Source organism: Plantactinospora sp. B5E13 (assembly GCF_039871775.1).
GTDB lineage: Bacteria > Actinomycetota > Actinomycetes > Mycobacteriales > Micromonosporaceae > Plantactinospora.
In genome coordinates, this window is sequence record NZ_JBDPLT010000004.1 from 262,643 (window position 1) to 284,443 (window position 21,801).

Genomic DNA, 21,801 nt, shown 5'->3' on the forward strand with positions numbered 1-21,801 from the left:
GTCAGGCCCGACCAGATCGGCGCCGACGATGCTCGTCTCCTGCTCGGCCCGGGTCAGCAGCCGACCCGGATCGGCCAATCCGTCACGCGCGTACGGGCGGCCCGTGTGCACGGCGATCGCCGGCACGGAACAACCTCCCAGCAACTCGGTCAGCACCTCCCCGGTCGTCGTCACCAGCGCGGCGACGCAGAAGGTGACGGGCATCGTTGCCTTCAGGCCCACGGACACGGGTCCCCCAACGCTCGGAACCCGGGACACTGTGCCCCCGTCCGGGCACGACTGGGAAAGGAACGACCGAACCCGACCGCTCCCACGGGGCATACGTCGGCCGGTGCGCAGGTCAGGGCCGTACGTCTGGTCACCGTTGCGGGTCTGAACGGGCGGCCGTCTTCGGTGTACGGTATAGCCCGTACGGTCCAGGTACAGCCGGACCTCGAAGGCCTTTCGTGAATCTTCGCTACGACCTCCTGGGCCCGCTGGTGGTGACACGCGACGACGGTCACGCCGTCGCGTTGGGTTCGGTCAAGCAACGCCTGCTCCTCGCCGCCCTGCTGCTTCGCCCGAACGAGGTCGTCGGCGTCGACGAACTCCGCGCCACCCTCTGGGCCGACGCACCACCGGCGTCGGCTGCCGCGAATCTGCGCACCTATGTACTGGGCCTGCGTCGGCGTCTGAACGACGACGGCGATCCGTCGCGGCTGCCCGCCGCCCCGGGCGGATACCTCCTGCGGGTCGAGCCCGGCGAGCGGGACCTGGACCGCTTCGACGCGGCGGCGTCGCGCGGTCGACGTGCGCTCGCCGCCAACGACCCCACGAACGCGGTCGCCGAACTCGGGACTGCCGTCGGCATCTGGCGTGGGGCACTGCTGGCCGACCTGCCACTGCCGACGCCGCTGGTGCACCTGGCCGGCCAGCTCGAGGAACGGCGGGCGCTCGCCGAGGAGGACTACGCCGACGCGCTGCTGGCCACCGGTGCCCTCCACGCGGCACTGCCCCGTCTGCGGGCGCTACTGGACCGGCATCCACTCCGGCAGCGGGCCTGGGGCCAGTTGATGCTGGCCCTGTACCACACCGGCGACGTGGCGGGCTCGATCGAAGCGTTCCAGCAGGCCCGGCGGGTGCTGGCCGCGGAGACCGGCATGGATCCGGCGCCGCGACTCAGCCGGATCCACGCCGAGATCCTGCGACGTGGTGACGTTCCGCTTCCGCGGCGGGCCCCTGCCGCCGACGGACTGCCGACGCCGGGGCCGTCCGCTCCGGCCGGTGGGGAGGGTGTACCGGGGTTGGCGGTTCGGTACGCCGGAGCCTCCCTGACGACGACGTCGGAAGCCGGTCGGGGCAACCGGCCCGGCCCTGTCGTCCCCCGGCAGCTTCCGCCGGAGACCGCGACGTTTGCCGGACGCGCCGCGCAGCTGCGCCGGCTGTCCGAACTGGCGGACGGCCCGGGGCAGGCAGGGGTGGTCATTTCCGTGATCACGGGCCCGGGCGGGGTCGGCAAGACCGCGTTGGCGTTGCACTGGGCACAAACGGTCGCACACCGCTTCGTCGACGGGCAGCTGTACATCAATCTTCGCGCGTACGATCCGAGCCGGACGGCGATGAGCGCGAACGAGGTGATCCACGGCTTCCTCGACGCGTTCGGCGTCCCACCCGCACGTATCCCGGTCAGCCTCGAAGCAAAGGTGGGCCTCTACCGCAGCCTGCTCGCCAACCGGCGGGTGCTGATCGTGCTCGACAACGCGGGCAGTGCGGAGCAGGTCCGGCCACTGTTGCCGGGCACCTCAGGTGGCGTCGTCGTGGTCACGAGCCGCAACCAACTCTCGGGGCTGGTCGCGGTCGAGGGCGCACACCCGCTACCGATGACCGTGCCCTCCCGCCCCGAGGCACGGGAACTCCTGGAACGCCGGCTGGGAACCGAACGTACGGACCCCGAGCCGGACGCGGTTGACGAGGTGATCGACAGGTGCGGCAGGCTGCCGCTGGCCCTCGCGATCGTCGCGGCCCGGGCCGCCGCCACGCCACGGACCTCCCTTGCCCGACTGGCGGCGGAACTGCACGACTCCCGGGCAGTCCTGAACATGGTCCCCGGCGGCGACGGGATCAGAGATCTCAGAGCGGTCCTCTCCTGGTCGTACCATGCGCAACAGGGGTCGGTCGCACGACTGTTCCGGCTGCTGGGCCTGCACGTCGGCGTCGAGGTCGGCGTTGCGGCGGCGGCCAGTCTGATCGGCCTGCCGGCGGTCGAGGCACGACGTGCCCTGGCCGAACTGACCAGCGCGAATCTGATTGACGAGCACCGTCCCGGCCGCTACACCCTGCACGATCTCATGCGCGCGTACGCGGCGGAACTCGTCATGGAGACGGAGACCGAAGCGGAGCGCAGGGCCGCGCTGCGTCGGTTGTTCGACCACTACCTCCACTCGTCCCGCCTCGCGGACCGCCAGATCGCACCACAGCTCGACCATCGTCTGGAACCGCCGGCCCCCGGAGTCACCACCGTTGCGAGTCCCGACCACGAACGGGCCGTCGCGTGGTTCACGACCGAACATCAGGCCCTGCTCGCGGCGAGCCTGCGCGCCGCCGAGCTGGGCATGCCGGAGTTCGTCGCGCCGTTGACCGCAGCCCTCGACTCCTACCTGCACATGTCCGGGCGGATCCAGGACTGGGTCAGCATCCGGGAGTCCGCCCTGAGCACCGCGCGAACCTTGGGTGATCTCAGCGGTCAGGCCGCGGCGCACCTGGGTCTGGGCCGCGCCCACAGCAAGCTCGGCAGATTCGACACCGCGGAAGTCCATCTCCGGGAGGCGCTCCACATCTACCGCACGGTCGGGAACAGCACCGCCCTGGCGTACGCACACCTCGCGCTCAGCCACACTCTCGAGCGCAGCGGCCAGATATCCGCTGCGCTGGAGCACGCCCACAGTGCGCTCGACCGGTTCGTGGCCGAGACGCACCGGGCGGGTACGGCCCGTGCCCTCAACGCCGCAGGCTGGTGCCATGCCCTACTCGGCGACCACACCCGTGCCCTTCCCCTGTGCGAGCAGGCACTTGAGCTCTACCAGGAACTACGCATCATCCTCGGCGAGGCGAACACCTGGGACAGCCTCGGATTCATCCACCACCACCTGGGCGACGCGGCACGAGCAACCCACTGCTACGAGCAGGCGTTGCGACTGTCCCGCCGGGCCGACAGCCGCTTCTACGAAGCCGAGACACTGTTCCGGCTGGGCGACGCCTACCAGAGTGACGGAAGGTCCGCGGACGCCCACGACGTCTGGCGACAGGCGTTGGAGATCTTCGAGCTCACCGGCCACCCGGACACCGACAAGCTCCGCGCGAGGCTGTCCGGGGCGACGGAGCTGACGGTGCGCCCCACCTGACCGGTCGCCCCGGGTCTGCCAACCTGTTGCCGGTGCCGGACGCAGTGCCTTTCCGGTACAAATGGACGGGTGCTCATCCGCTTCGACCTTCTCGGTCCGCTGGTGGTCTGCCGCGAGGGCCGACCGGTTCCGCTGGGCTCGGTGAAGCAGCGTCTGCTGCTGGCGGCCCTGCTGATGCGGCCGAATGAAGTCGTCGGCACGGACGAGCTGGCCGCGGTGCTGTGGGCCGACGAGTCACCCCCGTCGGCGGCGGCCAACCTACGCACGTACGTGCGAGGGTTACGGCGGTCGCTCGGTGGCGGCGGGTCGTGGGAGGGGATCTCCGCCGCAGCCGGTGGCTACCGGCTCCGGGTGGGGCCCGACGAGCGGGATGTGGACCGGTTCGACGCGGCTGCGGCCCGCGGCAGAGACGCTCTCGCCGCCGGAGACGCGGTCCGGGCCGAGAGCGAGCTCGCCACCGCCGTCGCCATGTGGCGTGGAGCGGCGCTGTCCGATCTACCGTCGCACCCACTGCTGTCCCGGCGGGTCCGGCAGTTGGAGGAACGGCGGATGGTCGCCGAGGAGGACCTGGCCGAGGCGATGTTGGCGCTCGGCTCGTCGGCCGAGGTGGTCCAGCGGCTACGGGCCCTGCTCGACCGGCATCCGCTGCGGCAACGGGCGTGGGCCCAGCTGATGCTCGGTCTGTACCGCATCGGCGATGTGGCCGCCGCGCTCGACGCGTTCCGGCAGGCGCGGCAGGTGCTCGCCGAGCAGACCGGTCTGGACCCGGCACCGCAGCTGACCCGGTTGCACGACGACATCCTGCACCACCGCCCGAGCCTGGCGGTGCAGGCGGCCACCGGCTCGGGCGGTCCGGCGCCCGACGTCGCACCGCCGGAGCCGCTCGGTGGACGCCCCGAGCAGCTCCCTCTCGCGGTGTCCGGATTCGTGGGCCGCGGCGCCGAGCTGGCCAGCCTTGACACGCTCCTCGGCAGAGAGGGGCAGAGACCGACGACGGTGGCCGTCTCCGCGGTGTCCGGCATGGCCGGGGTCGGTAAGACCGCACTGACCCTGCACTGGGCGCATCGGGTGGCCGGACACTTCCCCGACGGCCAGCTCTACGCGAACCTTCGCGGGTACGACGAGGCCGACGTGGTGTCCCCGGCCGATGCGCTGCTCGGCTTCCTCGAGGCGCTGGGTGTGCCCCACGGCCGGATCCCGGCCAGCACGGAGGCGCGGACCGGGCTCTACCGCAGCCTGCTGGCCTCCCGCCGGATGCTCGTGGTGCTCGACAACGCACGCGACTCCGCCCAGGTACGTCCGCTGCTGCCCGGCGCCGGCAGGTGTGTGGTCGTGGTCACCAGCCGCGATCAGCTCAGCGGTCTGGTCGCCGCGGAATGTGCCGTCCCCCTGACGCTGGACGTCCTCACTCCCGAGGAGTCGATGAGCCTGCTGGCCAGCCGACTCGGCGCCAACCGACTCGGCGCCGAGCCAGCCGCGGCTGCCGGCATCATCGCCGCAACCGGCCGACTTCCACTCGCCCTGTCGATGGCGGCGGCCCGCATCGCGACGCACCCCTCGTTCCCACTCGACGCCTTCGCCGCCGAGCTGCAGGCGGCCGAGGCGAGACTGGACGTCCTGGCGAACGGAGACGCCCGGCGCGTCTTCTCCTGGTCATACCTGGCCCTGAGTCCGGACTCGGCACGACTGTTCAGACTGCTGGGGCTGCACCCCGGACCCGATCTGACGGCCGACACCGCCGCGGCACTCGCCGGAGTCCCCGTACCGGCCGTCGTACCGGCGCTGCGTGAGCTGACCCGGCTCCACCTGCTGACCGAACACGTACCGGGCCGGTACGCCTTCCACGATCTCCTGCGAGGCTACGCCGCCGAACTCGCCGGGTCGTCGGAGCACGCCGAGGAACAGGTGGCGACGAGGCACCGGTTGTACGACCACTACCTGCACAACGCCTATCCGGCCGCCCTGCTGCTCCAGCCGCAGTGGGCGCCCATCGACCCGGTGCCGCCGCTGCCGACGTACGCGGGCCGGCCCGCGACCGACCACGACACCGCACTCGGCTGGTTCACGGCGGAGCAGCACGTGCTGCTCCGCCTGGTCGTCCAGGCCGCCGAGACAGGATTCGAGGCGTACGCCTGGCAGCTCGCCTGGACGCTGAACACGTTCCTCGCGCCGCGCGGGCTCTGGCAGGAACAACTCGCCGCCCAGCAGGCCGCGCTCGCGGCCGCCGAAAAGATCGACGACATCGCCGGGCAGGCCGCGACCAACCGGCTGCTGGCCCGCGCGTTCACCCGGCTCGGTCAGCACGACACCGCCGAGGATCGGCTGAAGCGCGCGCTCGAACTACACGAGCGCCTCGGCGATCCGACCGGTCAGGCGCAGACCCTGCACAACTACTGCGAGCTCTGTTACCTGGGCGGCCGGCTGGACGAGGCACTCGCACACGGCCGCGAGGCGCTGCGGCTCTACCGGCTGGTTGGCAACGGCGCCGGGGAGGCACGGACGCTGAACGCGATCGGCTGGTTGCACGCCAGCACGGGCGACTACGCCCAGGCCATCGCGAGCTGCACGGAGGCACTCGCCCGCCAGCAACGCAGCGGTGACCGTAACGGTCAGGCCGCGACCTTGGACAGTCTCGGCTTCGCGTACCACCGCCTCGGCGAACACGGTCGGGCACTGGGCTGCTACGAAGAGGCGATCCAGCTCTTCCGCGACTCCGCGGACCGATACCACGAGGCGGAAACCCTCCTCCGGCTCGGCGACACGCGGGAGGCGTTGGCCGACCTCCCCGGGGCGGCGGCCGCCTGGCGACGAGCGGCGCAGATCTTCGACGAGCTGGGCGATCCGGCGGCCGAGGAGGCCCGGCATCGTCTTGACCACACGGGTTGATCCCCTGGTCAGCGGGTCGGGCCAGCCGTCGGCGGGCGGGCGGCGGAGCACGGCTGGTCGTGGTCGTCGGACAGACCGGATGACCGCGGGTGGGTGGTTGGCCTGTACGCCGGTTGTGCCTGGGATGTACGCACCCCGCCGTACGGTTTGATCATTCGCTGCAAGACCAGCTCTACCTGGAGGATCCGTACTCATGCGTAAATCCATCGTGGCCGCCGCGACGGCGCTGACCGGCCTCGCCGTGGCCGGAGTCATCGTGCCCGCCGGGCCGGCGGCCGCGGCGCTCAGCGACGTTCCCGCGGACTGCGGTGTCTCCACGGCGGCGTACCGATCGGACGGGCAGCGGCTCAGCTACGTCTACTCTGGCCAGACAACTAGCACCAAGGCCTACGTCAACGACAACCTCGGCTGGGTACCGACGGCGCACCAGCAGATCGGCGGTGCCGGTGACGACACCTTCTTCCGCAGCACCGAGTACGCCGCCCACCCGACCGACGGCTGGCTCTACAAGGTGAGCCGTCAGGGCGAGTTGGTCGACGGCACCTGGCGGATCACCGCGCAGAGCGCCAGCCACCTCAAGGACGGCTTCGCCGGTACCCGCATCCTCGCGACGGCGTCGCCGTACCTCTACCGGGTGGCAGGCACGTCGCTCTACCGCTACACGGAAACCTACGTGGACGACGTGTTCACCCTCACGTCGCCGGTCAGGCTGACCACCTCCGGCTGGGACACGGTCAACACACTGACCTACGAGCGCACCGAGGGAACAGGCACCGCCGCCGTGGACGTGCTGATCGGCACCAAGAGCAACGGCGAACTCAAGGAGTGGCGGATCAACCGGGCCACCCCGACGACCATCACCTCGACGGTGTTGAAGGCCAGCGGCTGGGCGGGCTTCACCAGCCTCAGCACGGGCTACTGCTCCGCGCACCCCGACGGTCGGGCGCTGCTCGGGATCAAGGCCACCGGCGCGGCCTCCGTGCACTTCGACGCCGACGCGACGGACGGGGTCGGCACGGACCTCAAGGGCGGCTCCCTCGGCACGCTCGGCTGGACCGCGAAGGCCTACGGCCAGTAGCCGTAGGTCGTCCGTCCGGGGTCGTCGATCCCCGGACTCGGGTAAAGCGCGGTGCCGACGGTCCCTGCCCGGGATCGTCGGCACCGCACCGTTGTCCCAGACTGCGCCGACAGGCTCCGTCGGTCCAGACGACCCGGACCGGCGCGGTGCCTGTCGCCTGCGTCGAAACTCGCGGCCGCGACGGGCCGACGTTGGTGACCCGACCTCGACCGGTGGCTGTCCGGTGCTCGGGTTGTGATGCCGTCCTTGCGGCTAGTCGAACACCTCGAACCGGTCCAGGAGTAGGCTGGTCTCGTCGGACGGTACGGCGGCCTCCAGTTCGAGCAGCGGTATCGCGCCGTTCCCGCCGTCGGCCTGTTCGACGTATGGTCTGCCCACGTACGGGTTCCTGCTGGTGCCGGTGAGGTCGGGATGGTGACGCCAGTGTGCGTCGCGGTGGCGCCGGGCGATCTCGCCGACGTACCAGACCGCTCCCTGGACGAAGCTGTCGTTCACCGGTTCGCGCAGGGCTTCCCTGACCGGGATCCGGCGTCGTACGACCTGTTCGAGTGCCAGCAACGGCTTCGGGCTGATGTCCAGATCGCCGACCCGCCCGGTGGCGGCGGCCCACTCGGGGAATCCCTGTTCCCGGCTGGTCAGCCAGTGGGTCAGCCAGGAATCGGCCGAGGCGGCGTCCGAAGTCCCACTGCGCACCGGCCGATCGGTACGGTGCGCTCCACCGATCGTGAGCAGTACCTCCCCGAGGTAGCCGCCGGCCGCCTCGGCGAGTCCCCCGCGTGGCGGCTGCCCAGCCGGGGTCTCGGCGAGCAGGGCGTGTTCGAGGTCGCGCAGGGACTCGACGGAGTGATCGAGGGCCTCGTCGGGCCCGACCACAGAATCCTGCAGTCCCGCCAGCATCGGCTCCAGCCGCTCGCGCCAGTCGTCGAGCTTTGCTTCGCTCACGTCCCGCAATGAGCCAGCACCTCTCATCGTGGCTGTCGCTCGATCTGGAGGTGATGCTGGGCGAGGCTGTCCTGGACGATCGGGGAAGCGCGCTGGTCCGTCAGCGCTCGACGTCGTCGATGCGACAGATTGCCGACCCGACCGCGACCCGTCAGGTACGCAGAACGCCCGCAGGGCCGCTGTCGGCGCTCGTCGTGGCCGGTGTGTTGTCGGCGCCGCCAGCGCACTCGTGGTGGCCCGGGTCTGGCGCCGGCTCTCGCCCGCGACAACAAGCGGCGTGGTCGGTACACGAAGCCAGCTTCCAGCAGCACCAGGCCCAGAGCCGCCGCAACGTCACGGACCTGGGTGACCACGACCGGACCGAGGTCAACCACACCCTGGTCCGGTTCGTCGACGACTACTTCGGCCCCGGCCGGGGAATCGTCGCCGCCCGGTGCGAGGAGATCATGGCCCTGGTCGGCCCGCTCGCTCCGGCAGGACGAATCAGTCGTACTTTGGGACGATCTGGAGTCGCACCACTATTCGTACGATGGTTCCGTGCCCCCTCGCCTACGCGCCGTGTTGTCCGAGCCGCGCGTACCGCACGCCCCGGGGCCCGCCGGGCGCGACTGGGCGTTGATCGCCGTCCTCGCACCGGCGATCGTGCTGGAGGGGATCGCCCGACCCGACCTGCCGTGGCGCGTGGGCTGCCTCGTCATCGCGCTCGCGCTGCTGCCCACACTGCTGTGGCGGCGGACGAAGCCCCTCGCGGTGGTGGCGATCGCGTTCGGCTTCACGGCGGTCGCCCCGTTCGTGCTGCCCGGCGACGCCTGCCAGATGTACACGACGAGCTTCCTGGTCCTGCTGACCTACGCGCTGTTCCGCTGGGGCTCCGGCCGGGATGCCGTGCTCGGCTCGGTCTTCGTGACGGCCAAGGTGGCCGCCGCCGGCCTGGCCGGCCCGATCAACGGCAGCGAGTTGACCGCCGGTTTCGCGGTGATGTTCGCCGCTGCCACACTCGGCGTCGCGGTCCGCTTCCGCGCCGCCGCCCGGCTGCGCGAACTCGACCGGGTCAAGTCGCTGGAACGCGAGCGGCTCGCCCGCGACCTGCACGACACCGTGGCCCACCACGTCTCGGCGATGGCGATTCGCGCCCAGGCCGGCATCGCCGCCTCGACCAGCCAGCCGGACGCGGCCGTCGAGGCGCTCCGCGTGATCGAGGCCGAGGCGTCCCGCGCGCTCGCCGAGATGCGCGCGATCGTCCGCGTCCTGCGCCGGGACCAGCCCGCCGACCTGGCGCCCCGCCCGCAGGTCGCCGACATCACGCGGCTCGCCGACGGCCACACCGGACCGGCCGTCGACGTGGAGATCCGCGGCGATCTCGAGGACCTCCCGCCCACGGTCAGCGCCACGCTCTACCGCCTGGCCCAGGAGTCGGTCACCAACGCCCGCCGGCACGCCCGGCACGCCACCCGCATCGAGGTCAGCGTCGCGGTCGACGACACCTCCGTACGCCTGCGGGTGAGCGACGACGGCGAGGCCGGCGACGGCCGCCCGGCAGGCTCGCCCGGCTTCGGCCTGATCGGCATGATGGAGCGGGCCGACCTGCTCGGCGGCATCTGCCAGGCCGGCCCCGATGCCGGCCAGGGATGGACCGTGACCGCCGTACTCCCCCGGGCCGGGGTCGACGGGTGACGGTGCGCGTGCTCGTCGCGGACGATCAGGAGATCGTCCGCACCGGGCTCACCATGATCCTGAACGCGCAGCCCGGCATCGAGGTCGTCGGCGAGGCTGGCGACGGCCGTCGGGCGGTCGAGCTCGCCCGGCGGCTCCACCCCGACGTCTGCCTCTTCGACATCCGGATGCCCGGCATGGACGGTATCGAAGCCACCCGGACGCTCGCCGGGCCGTCGGTCGCGGATCCGCTCGCGGTGGTCGTCATCACCACCTTCGACCTCGACGACCACGTGTACGCGGCACTGCGTGCGGGGGCCCGGGGTTTCCTGCTCAAGGACGCCGGCCCGGTGCTGCTCGCCCAGGCCGTGCACGCGGCCGCCAACGGGGACGCGCTGATCGCGCCGAGCGTCACCACCCGGCTGCTGAAGGCGTTCGCCGACGCGGGGCCGGTCGCGCGGCCGAAGCAGCCGATCGAGGCGCTCACCGACCGGGAGGAACAGGTACTGGTCGCGGTCGCCCGGGGCCGTACCAACAAGGAGATCGCCGACGAGCTCTACATCACGCTGAGCACCGTCAAGTCGCACATCACCAGCCTGATGACCAAGCTCGGCGTGCGTAACCGGGTCGAGATCGCGATGTGGGCGTACGAGACGAACCGCACCCGGCCGCGCGGCTGACGGCGCCGGGCGGGCGTCGTCCGCCGGAAGTACGACGACGGCGTACGACCATGGGCCGGCCGGATCGCGGCCCTTCTGTCGATGAACCGGGGCGGGTACGGCGGCCACCATCGACGGCATGACGATCCGCGAGTGGCGGCTGCCGGCCGCGTTGATCCTGCTGGGCCTGGTACCGATGATCGCCGGTGCGGCCCGGCTGACCGAGCTGGGTGCCGGACCGGAGGTCACCCCGGCCAACGCCCGCTTCGTCGCCGAGCCGCTGCCGGTGGTGCTGCACGTCGTCGGCGCGACGGTCTACACGATCCTGGGCGCCTTCCAGTTCGTACCCGGCCTGCGCCGCCGACGCTGGCACCGCCTCGCCGGCCGGGTACTCGTCCCGTGTGGACTGACGGTCGCCCTCTCCGGCCTGTGGATGGCGTTCGCGTACGACCTGCCGGCCCACGACAACAACGTGCTCGCCGGCCTGCGGCTCGTCTTCGGCTCGGCGATGGCCGCCGCGATCCTGCTCGGCCTCGCCGCCGTGCTGCGCCGCGACTTCACCCGGCACCGGGCGTGGATGGTGCGCGGCTACGCGATCGGCCTCGGCGCCGGCACGCAGGCGTTCACGCACGCGCCGTACCTCCTGGCCACCGGCGAACAGCCCGACGGCAACACCCGGGCCGGGCTGGTGCTCGCCGGATGGCTGATCAACCTCGCTGTGGCCGAGTGGTATCTGCGGCGATCACCCAACCGGAAATGATCAACCGGGTCGTTCGGTGTCCCTTGTCACGGTGCTTTCTGACGGTGGCGCCGCGCCTCTCCACCCGGCAGCCGTCCCCGGGGGTCGAAGCGGACCCCCTGGCCACGGGCCTTTGGGGTCGCAGGTGAGTTGGAACAGCTGTGCGCCCGCGACCCGGAGGCGGCGCGGGCCCCCTATGTGCTTCCCAACACCCACGTCCAGCAGCGCCAACAGCGTGTTGCCAAGTGCGCTGTCACGGCCGACGAGCGAGCGCCCTTCCCCAAGTCACTTCTGCCGCCCGGGTCGGCGGACGCGTCCGCCGATCGCAGGCTTCCGCGCTCTCACCGCCGTCGGGAATGCGCCGTCGTCGGGGCCGCCACCGCCGCGTCTGCCGGGGAGCAGGACGCAGAAAAGCCCGCGCGGGGGGCATGGTCAACGGAGCCGCCGGTTGCGAAACTGCTTCAATACTGCGTTGGCGGGGGGCGGTTCGGGCTCCCGACGCATTACGCGACCATGCGTGCCGGCCGGGTGACACCACGTACCTGCTCGGCGGACCCGATCGCTACCCGAGGTTGGCTCGATGGCGACACGACCCGGACGGGGGAGGGAATGTCCAGCACGACGCTGTCCTTGCCGCAGCCGTCCGCCCGGGCGCCGGAGTTCGGCCAGGACGCGCTCATCGTCTGCGAGAACCTGGTGCGGATCTACCAGACCGGTTCGATCGAGGTACAGGCACTGCAGGGACTCGACCTGACCGTGGACAGCGGTGAGATGGTCGCCGTCGTCGGCGCCTCCGGGTCGGGCAAGTCGACGCTGCTGTCCATCCTGGCCGGAGTCGACGCGCCCACCGCCGGGCGGGTCCGGGTCGACCGGTGGAACCTGCTGGCGATGTCCCGCGCGGACCGCGTGGACTACCGGCGGCACACCGTCGGGTTCGTACGGCAGCAGACGGCGAGCAACCTGATCCCGTACCTGACCGCACGGGAGATGGTCGACCTGCCGATGACGGCGGCCCGTACCGCGAAGAAGCAGCGCCGGAAGCGCACAACCGAACTGCTGGGCAGTCTCGGTGTCGCCGACTGCGCCGACCGGCGCCCCGCGCAGCTCTCCGGCGGGCAACAGATGCGGGTCGCGATCGCGGTGGCGCTGGCCAACCAGCCGCAGGTCCTGCTCGCCGACGAGCCGACCGGCGAACTGGACGCCGCCACGTCCGCGGAGGTCTTCGGCGTGCTGCGGGACGTCAACCGACGGTACGGCGTCACCGTTGTCGTGGTGACCCACGATCCGGAGGTCAGCGGCCAGGTCGAACGGACCGTCGCGATCCGGGACGGGCGCACCAGCAGTGAGGTGCTGCGCCGTACCACCACCGACGCGGAGGGCGACACGCACACGATCGCCGAGGAGTACGCCGTGATGGACCGGGCCGGGCGGGTCCAGGTGCCCCGCGACTTCCGCCAGGCGTTGGCGCTGACCCGACGGGTCCGGCTGGCCCTGGAACCCGACCACATCACGATCCGTCCCGACGCGGGCAGCGGCGAATGAGCATCGAGCCGCTGCTGCGCGTGCGCGGCGTGCACCGACGCTTCCACACCGGCCCGACCGTCGTGCACGCCCTGCGCGGCGTGTCGTTCGACGTGGCCGCCGGCTCCATGGTGGCGCTCGTCGGTCGGTCCGGCTCGGGCAAGACCACCCTACTCAACATCATCGGCGGCCTGGACCGCCCGGACACCGGTACCGTGCACGTCGACGGCACCGACGTCACCGCGCTCGACGAGGACGGTCTGTCCCGGCTGCGGCGCGAGAAGGTGTCGTACGTCTTCCAGAGCTTCGGGCTGATCCCGGTGCTGTCGGCGGCGGAGAACGTCGCCGCCCCGCTGCGGCTGGCCCGCCTCGCGCCGGCCGAGCGCGAGCGGCGGGTCGAACTGCTGCTGGAGCTGGTCGGCCTGGCCGACCACGCCCGGCAGCGGCCGGCCGAGCTGTCCGGCGGCCAGCAGCAGCGGGTGGCGATCGCCCGCGCGTTGGCCGCCTCGCCCCGGCTGCTGGTCGCCGACGAGCCCACCGGGCAACTGGACGCCGAGACGGGTCTGTCGGTGATGGCCCTGCTGCGCGGGGTGGTGGAGTCCGAAGGCGTCACCGCGCTGGTGTCGACCCACGACGCGGTGATGATGGCGTTGGCCGACCGGGTGATCCGCATCCAGGACGGGCAGCTCGACGAACCGGCGGCCGGGCAGCCCGACGAGCACGTGCCGGTCGCCAGGTGACGATGCTGAGACTGGTCAGCCGCCGCGCCCGCGCGCAGTGGCCGTTGCTGGCCGCCCTCCTCGGGGTCGTCACGGTCGGCGCAACCCTGCTGGGCACCTGCACCCTGCTGGGCACCCGCACGGCCGAGCGGGCGCTGGAGGTCGCCATGGCCCGCGCCGCCCCCGGTGCCGTCGAGGTGACCGCGTACACCAGCACCGTCGAAGGCCGGGACGCGTCATCCGTCGTCGCCGACACCCGCACCGTGCTGACCTCCGCGCTCGCGCCGTTCCCGGTGACGACGACCGCGCGGGCGTCGACCGTGCTGCGTGCACTGCCGCCAGCGCTCGCCCCGGGCACCAGCGTCCCGGCCCAGGCGTACCTGTCGGGGCTGGACGACCTGCCGGCCCGAGCCCAGCTCGTCACGGGGCACTGGCCAGCCGACCCCGGCGACGCGGTGGTGCTGGAGTCCACCGCCCAACTGCTCGACCTCACCCCCGGTCGCCGGTTGCGCCTCGGCGCCGAGCTGGCGCACGCGCCCGTCCCGGCCCTCGACGTGACCATCGTCGGTGTCGCACGCCCACTGCCGGGGCGTGGCTGGGACCGCGACCCGCTGGCCGCGGCCGGCTCTGCCACCGGCTACCGGGACGGCCGCTTCGGGCAGCCCGTCAACGCCTACGGCCCGTTCATCCTCGACCTCGCCGACCTGGTCAGCACCGGTGCCACCCTCGACCGGCTGGAGGTCACCGCTCATCCGGACGTGTCCCGCCCCAACCACCGCGACCTCGAGACCGCAGCCGGGGCCGTCCGCGCTGCCGACCGCCGGCTGGCGGGCACCCTCGGCGACCGCGTCCGGCTCGCCCGCGTCTCCTCCGAACTGCCGCTGACCCTGCGGACCGCCGACGACCAGCGGCAGGTCACTGCCGCCGTCGTGCTCGCGATCGCCGTCCTCGGCGGCGTCCTGGCCGCGACCGCGCTCGCCCTCGCCGGCCGGCTGACCGCCGGCATGCGCGCCGACGAGGCCGCCCTGCGGTCCGCCCTGGGCACCAGCCGCGGCCAGCTCGCCGCCACCGCGATACTCGAGGCCGGGGTCGTCGCCGCCCTCGCCGCCGCCCTCGCGATACCGGCCTCGTCGGCCGTGCACGCCGGCCTGACCCGCCTGCCGCCGCTGGACGGCGCCGGCCTGACCGTCCGGCCGGCCGTCACCGGCGCCCAGGTGGTCGCGGTCGCCGGCGGCGCGCTGGTGCTCGCCGTCGTACTCATCGTCCTGGCGGTCCGGCCCGTCCCGGCCGCCGGCGACCGGCGCAACCGGCGCGAACTCCTGGCCCGATCAGGCGCCGACCTGCTGCTCACGGTTTTCGCCGCCGCCGGGTGGTGGCAGCTGTACGCGCAGCCCACCGCCGCCAGCCCACGCGTCGACACGGTCCGGGTGCTCGCGCCGGCGCTGCTGCTCACCGCAGGCGTCACCCTGGTGCTCCGGGTGGTGCTGCCCGCCCTGCGCGGCGCCGACCGGCTGGCGTACCGCGCCCGCGGGCTGGTGCTTCCGCTGGCGGCCGCCGAGGCCGCCCGCCGGCCCCAGGCGGTCGCCGCCGGGCTGCTCGTCGGGCTGGCCTGCGCGGCCGGGACCTTCGGCGTCGCCTTCGACGCCACGTGGCAACGGTCGCAGCACGACCAGGCCGAACTTTCCGTCGGCACCGACCTGACGCTCACCCTCGGCACGGCGCCGGTCGCCGGGCAGGGCGCGTTGGTCAGCGTGGCCACCTCGGGGGCGGTGAGCCCGGCCGTCGACCGCGGTATCGCCGTCGGGCAGTGGCTCGGCACCGCCGGCGAGGCGCCACGCCTGGTCGCCGTCGACACCACCCGCGCCGACGCGCTGCTGCGCGGGCGGCTGGACGGCGACCGGAGCTGGACGGAGGTGGGAGCCGCGCTCGCCCCACCTGCCCGCGTCACCGGCCTCGCCATTCCGGCCGGTGCCCCGCTCGTCCTGAGCGGAACCGCGCCGGGCGGGCCCTCGCTCGCCGTGACGCCCCGGCTGCTGCTGCAGGACGCCACCGGCCTGCGCACACCCTGCACCGGTCCCCCCGTGCCGCTCGACGGGCGGGAACACCGGCTGCCCGGGTGCGCGACCGCCGACGGACTGCGGCTCGTCGCGGTGTCCCTGCCGGTCGTGGCCGACCCCGGCCGGCCGAATGGCGGGTCCGACGCGGTCGGCGGCCCCATCGCCGTAGCCGTCACCCTCACCGTGCCGCCCGTCGGCTCGGCTGACGGATCGGAGTGGACCGCCACGTCCGCGCCACCGGTCGCGACGAAGTTGCGCGACCCGGCCGTCGTGCTGTCCGCCACGCCGACGGGGACCGAACTGCGGATGGCGGCGACCGTCGACCTCGACGGCGCCCCGGACGCCGCCCGGAACCTCGTCGCCACCGCCTTCCCGGACCCCGGCCCGGTGCCCGTCGCCGTCTCCGCCCGCTTCGCCAGCGAGGTCGGTGCCGACATCGGCAGACAGCTCAGCATCACGGTCGGCACCACCCCCGTCCCGATCGTCGTCACCGAGGTCGTGCCGACCGTCCCGTCCGCCCCCGGCGCCGTGGCCATCCTGGCCGATCTGGACACGTTGTCCCGCGCACGTGCCGTCACCGGCGATCTGACGTTCCCGGTCGACGCCTGGTGGGTCGGCCACCCGGCCGGGCCCGGTGCCGCCGAGCGGGCCACCGCCCTGCACCTGGGCACCGTCACGACGCGCGAGGCGGAGACCGCCCGCCTCACCGGCAGCCCGCTGCGCGCCGGGCTGCCGGCCGCGCTCCGGCTGATCGTCCCGGCCGCGGTCCTGCTGCTGCTCGCCGGCGTCGTCCTGCACGTGACCTGCGACCTGCAGGTCCGCGCCGTCGAGGTGGCACGGCTACGCGGCCTGGGGATGTCGCGGCGCGGCATCCGGACCGTGCTGCTCGGCCAGCACGCCGGCGTTCTGCTGCCGCTGCTGGTGGCGGGCGCGGCCGTCGGCGCGCTCGCCACCCGCGTCGTCGTACCCCTGCTCATCCGTTCCGACACCGGCGGCGCGCCCATCCCGGCCGCCCAGCCACACTGGCCCTGGCCAGCCGAGGCCGCACTGCTCGCCGCGCTGCTGGTCGGGTGCACGCTCGCGGTCGCCGTCGTGGTCACCGTCCAGGTCCGCCGGGCCGACGCCGCGCACCTGCGGGTGGCGCCGTGATCCGATGGCTGACCCGCCGGTGGCCGGCGCCGCACTGGCCCAGCGTCCGCGGCCGTGCCCGCGCCGATGCCGGACCGCTGCTGCTCACCGCCGCCGTCATCGCGGCCGTCGCGCTGCTCGCCGGGGCCGTGCCGGCGCTGCTGCGCGCCGCCGCCGACGACGCCGTCCAGGACACGGTCCGCCGCGCCGGCGACGATCCGGACGTCCTGGTATACGCCGGCTGGGAGCGCGACGACGGCCTTAACGGCGGACGGGTCCGGACACCCCGCCTCGCCGAGGACGTCGACGACTTCCGTGGCCGGGCGGCAGACACGCTCGGGCCCGACCTGGATGCCGCTCTGCTCCCGCCCGTCGCCGTCGTCGACGGCCCGGTCCTCGGCATCACCGACGGCAGCGTGCTGCGTACCTTCCGGTTCACCTACCTGGCCGCCGACACCGGCGGCCCGGACGTGACCTGGATCGCCGGCAGCGCGCCCGGCCCCGCCGGCCCCGACGAGGCCGTCGAGATCCCCTACCACGGACCGCCGTGGCCGGTCCAGGTCGGGCTCTCCGAGGCGGACGCCGCCGCACTCAACCTCGGCCCCGGCGACCGGATCCCCGTCAAGGACGGCCAGGGGCGTGACAAGGACGTACGGATCAGCGGGATCTACCGGCCCACGGACAGCGCCGACCCCGCCTGGAGCCTCGCCCCGGCGCTGCTGCGCCCCGTGCCCGGCGCCGACGGCGTGGGCACCACCCGGTTCGCCGGCCTGCTGTCGCGCGAGTCGCTGCCGGACGCCCGGCTCGCCGTCGACGAGGACCAACTGCGGCGCAGCGTCCGCTTCGCCCCCGACCCCGGCGCGCTCAGCTGGGACACCGCCGCGGCGCTCGCCGGCACGGTGGTCGAGCTCAAGGCCACCTCCGGCTCGTCGAGCGACCGAGACCAGTCCCTGAAGTGGGAATCGCGGCTCGACACCGTCCTGCGCGACGCCCGCACGCAGGTCATCGCCGCTTCCGCACAGGCCGCCGTGCTGCTCGCCGGGGTCCTGACCGCCACGGTACTGGTCCTGCTGCTCGCCGCCGACCTGCTGGTCCGCCGCCGCACCCCGGCGCTGGGCGCCGCCCGGCACCGCGGGGCGGCGCTGCCCGACCTCGGTGCGGAACTGCTGATCGAGTCCGTCGTGCTGACCCTGTCGGCCGCCGCCGCCGGGCTCGCGCTCGCCCGCGCGGCCGCTGCGGGCGTCTCCTGGTCCTGGACCGTTCCCGTGGTCCTGGCCGGTGCCGTCGCCGGACCGGCGTTCGGCACCCTCGCCGCCGCCCGAGCCAGCCGCGATCGACGCCAGCCCGCCAACCGGGCCGCACGACGCTGGATCCGCGGCACCGCCCAGCTGCGCCGTACCGCCCTGGAGGCCGCTGTCCTGATCGCCGCGGTCGCCGCCTTCGTCGCGCTGCACCAGCGTGGGCTCCTGCCCACCGCCCACGACGGCGACACCGACGAGCTGACCGGCGACCTGGTCCTGCCCATGAGCGCCCTCGCTCTGGGCATACTCGTCGGCGCGCTCGTCCTGCTGCGGCTGCTGCCCCTCGGGGTGCGGTTGTGGCTCCGGCAGGCCCTGCGCTCGCGCCGCCCGCTGGCCGTGTTCGGCGCCGCCCGGGCGGCGGCGACAGCCGGGCGGGCGCTGCCCCTGCTGGTGCTGGTCAGCGCGACGGCGCTGGCGTCGTTCGCGCTCATCCTCGGCGCCACCGTCGCCCGGGGTCTGGACGACGGCGCGTGGCGCACCGTCGGTGCCGACGCCCGCCTCGACCTCGGCGCCGAGGCTACGGCCTCCACGCCGGCACTCGCCGAACGCATCGCTGCCGCACCCGGGGTAGGGCAGGTTGTCGTCGCGCAGGTGACCGACTCGGCGCGTGTCTTCGCCGACTCGACGGCGCTCGCCCCACGCCTGGTCATCGTGGACGCCGCCGCGTTCCAGCGCCTGCTCGCCGCCACCCCGCTGCCCGACGCGCCGGCGCTGGCCCGGCTCACCGCACCCGGTCCCGGCCCCGGGGACGTCCCGGCGCTGGTCCGGTCGAGCGACGGCAGCCTGCGAACCGGCACCCGGCTGCAGTTGCCCCGCGACGGCGCCCCGGCGATCCGGCTCGCCGCCGTCGGTACCGCTCCCTCCGTCGGCGGCGCCAGCGACATCGTCATCGTGGACGCCGCGGCGCTCGCCGACGCCGGACTGTCCGCCGTGCCGAACACCGTCTGGGTGACCGGCCCCGGCGCGGCGCGGGCCGTGTCGAACAGCGGCGTCGCCGCCGACGTCGTCCTGCGCGCGGACGTCCTACGGGCGCAGCGGGCGGCCCCGCTGAGCGCGGGGCTGCTACGGCTGGCGTGGGCATCCGCCGCGGTGCTGCTGGCGCTGGGGCTGCTCGGCCTCACGCTCGCCGCCGCCGCGGGTGCGTCGGAGCGGTGGCAGACCCTGACCCGGCTGCGGACCCTCGGTCTGCGGCCACGCGACGCCCGCTGGGTCGCCGCCGGAGAGCTGCTGCCGCCGGTCGTGGTCGCCGCGGTGTGCGGCCCGCTGCTCGGGGCCCTGCTCGCACACCTGACGCTCGGCCCGCTCGACCTGCGGCTGCTCACCGGTCAAGCCGCCGACCCGGCGGCGGTCCTGCCGTGGTGGATGCTCGGCCTGGTGGGCGTGGCACTGCTGGCGGCAGCCGCCACGGTCGTCCCTGTCGAGTCGGCGCTGCGGCGGCGCGACCGGCTGGGCGAGGTGCTCCGGGCGGGCGAGTAACGGCCTGGTGGTACTCACGTACCAGCGGGGTGTCCGGGTATCCCTGGTCAGGCCCCTGACCGCTGCCGCCGTTCGAGGGCGGCGCGTAGCCGGTCGTCGGTCGGGGCGAGTTCGCGGAGCGCGGCCACCGCCGTGGGGAAGTCGCGGATCACCATCGAATACTGGATCGAGCCCACCAGCCGCGCCTGGTTGGGGAAGCCGCCCGCCGCGCTGGCGTTCACCACGGTCGCCCGCGCCGTTCCCGTTCCGGTGGCGACGGCCACGGCGGTGCTGGCCAGCAGCAGGCCCGCAGCGCCCGACAGCTGGGCGAGCCTGGATCGAGTTCGCATCGTCCACTCCACTTCGTACCTGCCGTCGGATGTTCGCGCCCCGACGGGGCGACGCGGCAGGTAACCCACGATCCGTGGTGGCCTCACGGCCGCCTCAGTGCCGCGTCAGCGTCGGATCGGGCCGGGTGCGGTACCGGCGCCGCGCCACGGAACCGGATCACTTCGACGTTCAGGATCAGGTGGTTCCAGACCGCTCGGGAGGCTCGACACGAGGTTTCCTGGTGACGCGTGGACCACGCCGTCGGTGTGATCCGGGCGGGTCCGGCGTGACGCCGGGCCCGCCCGTTTCCGTTCGGCCTGATTCAGAGGTGTGGGGTCCCGCCCTGCGCTGTGCAGATCCGCACGCCCTCGAACAGGATGTCCGTCGAGTCGGCCAGGATCATCGCGCGAGTGGCACGAGACTGAACCGCTGGTTGGTCTGTCCGTGGCAGTCGTACAGCTGGATCTGCGCCCCGTTGGCCGTACTCCAGACGTCCAGGCACCGCCCGGACTGCACACCAGTGATCGTCCCGTTGGAATTGACGTTCCACTGCTGGTTTGTCTGACCGTGACAGCTGTAGATCTGCACCGCCGCACCGTTGCCCGAACCCGCCGCGTCCAGACACATGTCCCCGTACACCCGCAGTTGCCGGTCCGAGGTGTACGTCCAGGACTGCTGCGTCTGCCGGTTGCAGTCGTAGAGCTGCACCCGGGTGCCATTCGTACGAGAAGCGTTCGGCACGTCGACACACCGACCCGACTGCACCCCGACGATCTCACTGGCAGAACCGGGCGGACCCGTCGGTGGCACGGTAGGCGAAGCGGTGGGAGTCGCCGGCGGTGTCGTCGGGTCCACCGGAGGATTGGTGGGCAGCAACGGGCACGTGCTGCGGTAGGTGACCACGCCGCTGGAGTCCAGCAGCGGGCAGAGGAACTGGCTGTACCGGGTGTCGTTGTCGATGAACATCTTGACGAACGGCAGCATCGTCCGGATCATCACCGGGTTCGACCGCCCGACCATGAACCCGTGATCCGCACCGGCTACCTCCAGGTAGACGCTCTCCGTCGTGCTCGGGAGGCTGTTGTACAGGCCGGTGGCGTAAGACGGGGTGACCACCGTGTCCGCCTGCCCAGAGAAGATCATCGTGGGCACCCGGTCGTTGGCCAGGTTCGACGACGGCGAGTACGGCGCGATGCCGACCGCCGCCTTCAACGACGAGCGCCGGATGGCCGCGCTCAGCGCACCACCGCCGCCCATGGAGTGTCCAGCTACGGCCAACCGGTTCGGGTCCACCCGGTCGCGTACCGAGCTCTGCTGGGTCAGGTAGTCCAGCGCGGCGAGCAGCTGGGTGCCCCGGGCCGTGTCGAAGTCGTTACGACTGTTGGTCTCGATGCCGATCACGACGAAGCCGTGCGATGCCAGCCACGGTCCCATCCAGGCCAGTTCGGCGGAGAACAGGGCGGTGTAACCCGGCGAGATCGCGATGGCCCCGAAGGTGCCCTGGCTGGTGTCGGTCGGGTAGTAGATCCTGCCGCCGTTGAAGCCGTACCCGGTCGGGACGCTGACCGAGGTGTTGGCGAAGGGGCCGGTCTCGGCCGCGACGCTGGCCCGGGTGGGGTCCGGACCCCGCTGGTACGGGTTGTCGGCGGCGGACGCAGACCCGGTCGCCACGGTCACGGTGAACAGCCCGACCGCGGCTGCGATCCCGGCCGTGGCGAGCTTGAACAGCCGGCCCCGCAAGCCGGGGGACATTCGGTCAGCATGGGTGTCCCCCGGGGGCGGGGGGTGAGGTGTGTGTCCTCGCACTGTCGGTACCTCCTGGTGGTGGGGTGGACGTGCAGATCACCGAGCTGGACATCGAGGGTTCCGGCACCACCCAGGCGAACACCTACCGCAACGTGGTGAACGACTGCCTCGCCGTCGCCCGTTGCAACGGCATCACGGTCTGGGGCG

The 21,801-nt window shown here is 73.0% G+C and carries 13 protein-coding genes and 1 pseudogene; 11 read left to right on the forward strand and 3 right to left on the reverse strand.

The genetic code is table 11. From position 1 onward, the window contains the following. The first annotated feature begins 446 nt into the window (after positions 1–446). The 3 genes from ABGB05_RS06385 (at position 447) to ABGB05_RS06395 (ending at position 7,344) form a co-directional block, all read left to right on the forward strand. Positions 447–3,380, forward strand: coding sequence for a BTAD domain-containing putative transcriptional regulator (locus ABGB05_RS06385; RefSeq protein WP_347652220.1), 2,934 nt, complete (start codon positions 447–449; stop codon positions 3,378–3,380). Between the two features lie 69 nt (positions 3,381–3,449). Next, positions 3,450–6,266: a BTAD domain-containing putative transcriptional regulator gene (locus tag ABGB05_RS06390; RefSeq protein WP_347652221.1), complete on the forward strand. Its 2,817-nt coding sequence runs from the start codon at positions 3,450–3,452 to the stop codon at positions 6,264–6,266. 193 nt (positions 6,267–6,459) lie between these two features. Continuing rightward, positions 6,460–7,344, forward strand: a complete 885-nt coding sequence (locus tag ABGB05_RS06395) for a hypothetical protein (protein ID WP_347652222.1) — start codon at positions 6,460–6,462, stop codon at positions 7,342–7,344. 252 nt (positions 7,345–7,596) lie between these two features. Here the strand turns inward: ABGB05_RS06395 and ABGB05_RS06400 are convergent, their stop codons facing one another. Further along, positions 7,597–8,286 carry a hypothetical protein gene (locus ABGB05_RS06400; protein WP_347652223.1) on the reverse strand — a complete coding sequence of 230 codons (690 nt, stop codon included), beginning with the start codon at positions 8,284–8,286 and terminating at the stop codon, positions 7,597–7,599. A gap of 558 nt (positions 8,287–8,844) precedes the next feature. Between ABGB05_RS06400 and ABGB05_RS06405 the strand changes: the two genes are divergently transcribed. The 7 genes from ABGB05_RS06405 (at position 8,845) to ABGB05_RS06435 (ending at position 19,539) form a co-directional block, all read left to right on the forward strand. Then, positions 8,845–9,960: a sensor histidine kinase gene (locus tag ABGB05_RS06405; RefSeq protein WP_347652224.1), complete on the forward strand. Its 1,116-nt coding sequence runs from the start codon at positions 8,845–8,847 to the stop codon at positions 9,958–9,960. After that, positions 9,957–10,619, forward strand: a complete 663-nt coding sequence (locus ABGB05_RS06410; protein WP_347652225.1) for a response regulator transcription factor — start codon at positions 9,957–9,959, stop codon at positions 10,617–10,619. Before ABGB05_RS06405 ends, ABGB05_RS06410 begins: the two co-directional genes overlap by 4 nt. 118 nt (positions 10,620–10,737) lie before the next feature. Beyond that, positions 10,738–11,358, forward strand: a complete 621-nt coding sequence (locus ABGB05_RS06415; protein WP_347652226.1) for a DUF2306 domain-containing protein — start codon at positions 10,738–10,740, stop codon at positions 11,356–11,358. Positions 11,359–11,946: 588 nt separating this feature from the next. Beyond that, positions 11,947–12,879 carry an ABC transporter ATP-binding protein gene (locus ABGB05_RS06420; RefSeq protein WP_347652227.1) on the forward strand — a complete coding sequence of 311 codons (933 nt, stop codon included), beginning with the start codon at positions 11,947–11,949 and terminating at the stop codon, positions 12,877–12,879. Further along, positions 12,876–13,598 (forward strand): ABC transporter ATP-binding protein, encoded by a 723-nt coding sequence (locus tag ABGB05_RS06425; protein WP_347652228.1) that lies wholly within the window; start codon positions 12,876–12,878, stop codon positions 13,596–13,598. The genes ABGB05_RS06420 and ABGB05_RS06425 overlap by 4 nt, the downstream gene beginning before the upstream one ends. A 2-nt stretch (positions 13,599–13,600) precedes the next feature. After that, on the forward strand, positions 13,601–16,783 hold the full coding sequence (locus ABGB05_RS06430) for an FtsX-like permease family protein (RefSeq protein WP_347652254.1): 3,183 nt from the start codon (positions 13,601–13,603) through the stop codon (positions 16,781–16,783). Beyond that, positions 16,780–19,539: an FtsX-like permease family protein gene (locus ABGB05_RS06435; RefSeq protein WP_347652229.1), complete on the forward strand. Its 2,760-nt coding sequence runs from the start codon at positions 16,780–16,782 to the stop codon at positions 19,537–19,539. Before ABGB05_RS06430 ends, ABGB05_RS06435 begins: the two co-directional genes overlap by 4 nt. A gap of 47 nt (positions 19,540–19,586) precedes the next feature. On the opposite strand, the gene ABGB05_RS06440 is transcribed toward ABGB05_RS06435, so the two are convergent. Beyond that, positions 19,587–19,868 carry a hypothetical protein gene (locus ABGB05_RS06440; RefSeq protein ID WP_347652230.1) on the reverse strand — a complete coding sequence of 94 codons (282 nt, stop codon included), beginning with the start codon at positions 19,866–19,868 and terminating at the stop codon, positions 19,587–19,589. Between the two features lie 379 nt (positions 19,869–20,247). Then, positions 20,248–21,600 carry a ricin-type beta-trefoil lectin domain protein gene (locus tag ABGB05_RS06445; RefSeq protein ID WP_347652231.1) on the reverse strand — a complete coding sequence of 451 codons (1,353 nt, stop codon included), beginning with the start codon at positions 21,598–21,600 and terminating at the stop codon, positions 20,248–20,250. A gap of 74 nt (positions 21,601–21,674) precedes the next feature. Between ABGB05_RS06445 and ABGB05_RS06450 the strand changes: the two are divergent. Beyond that, positions 21,675–21,801 (forward strand): annotated as a pseudogene (locus ABGB05_RS06450) (endo-1,4-beta-xylanase); the annotation flags it as partial.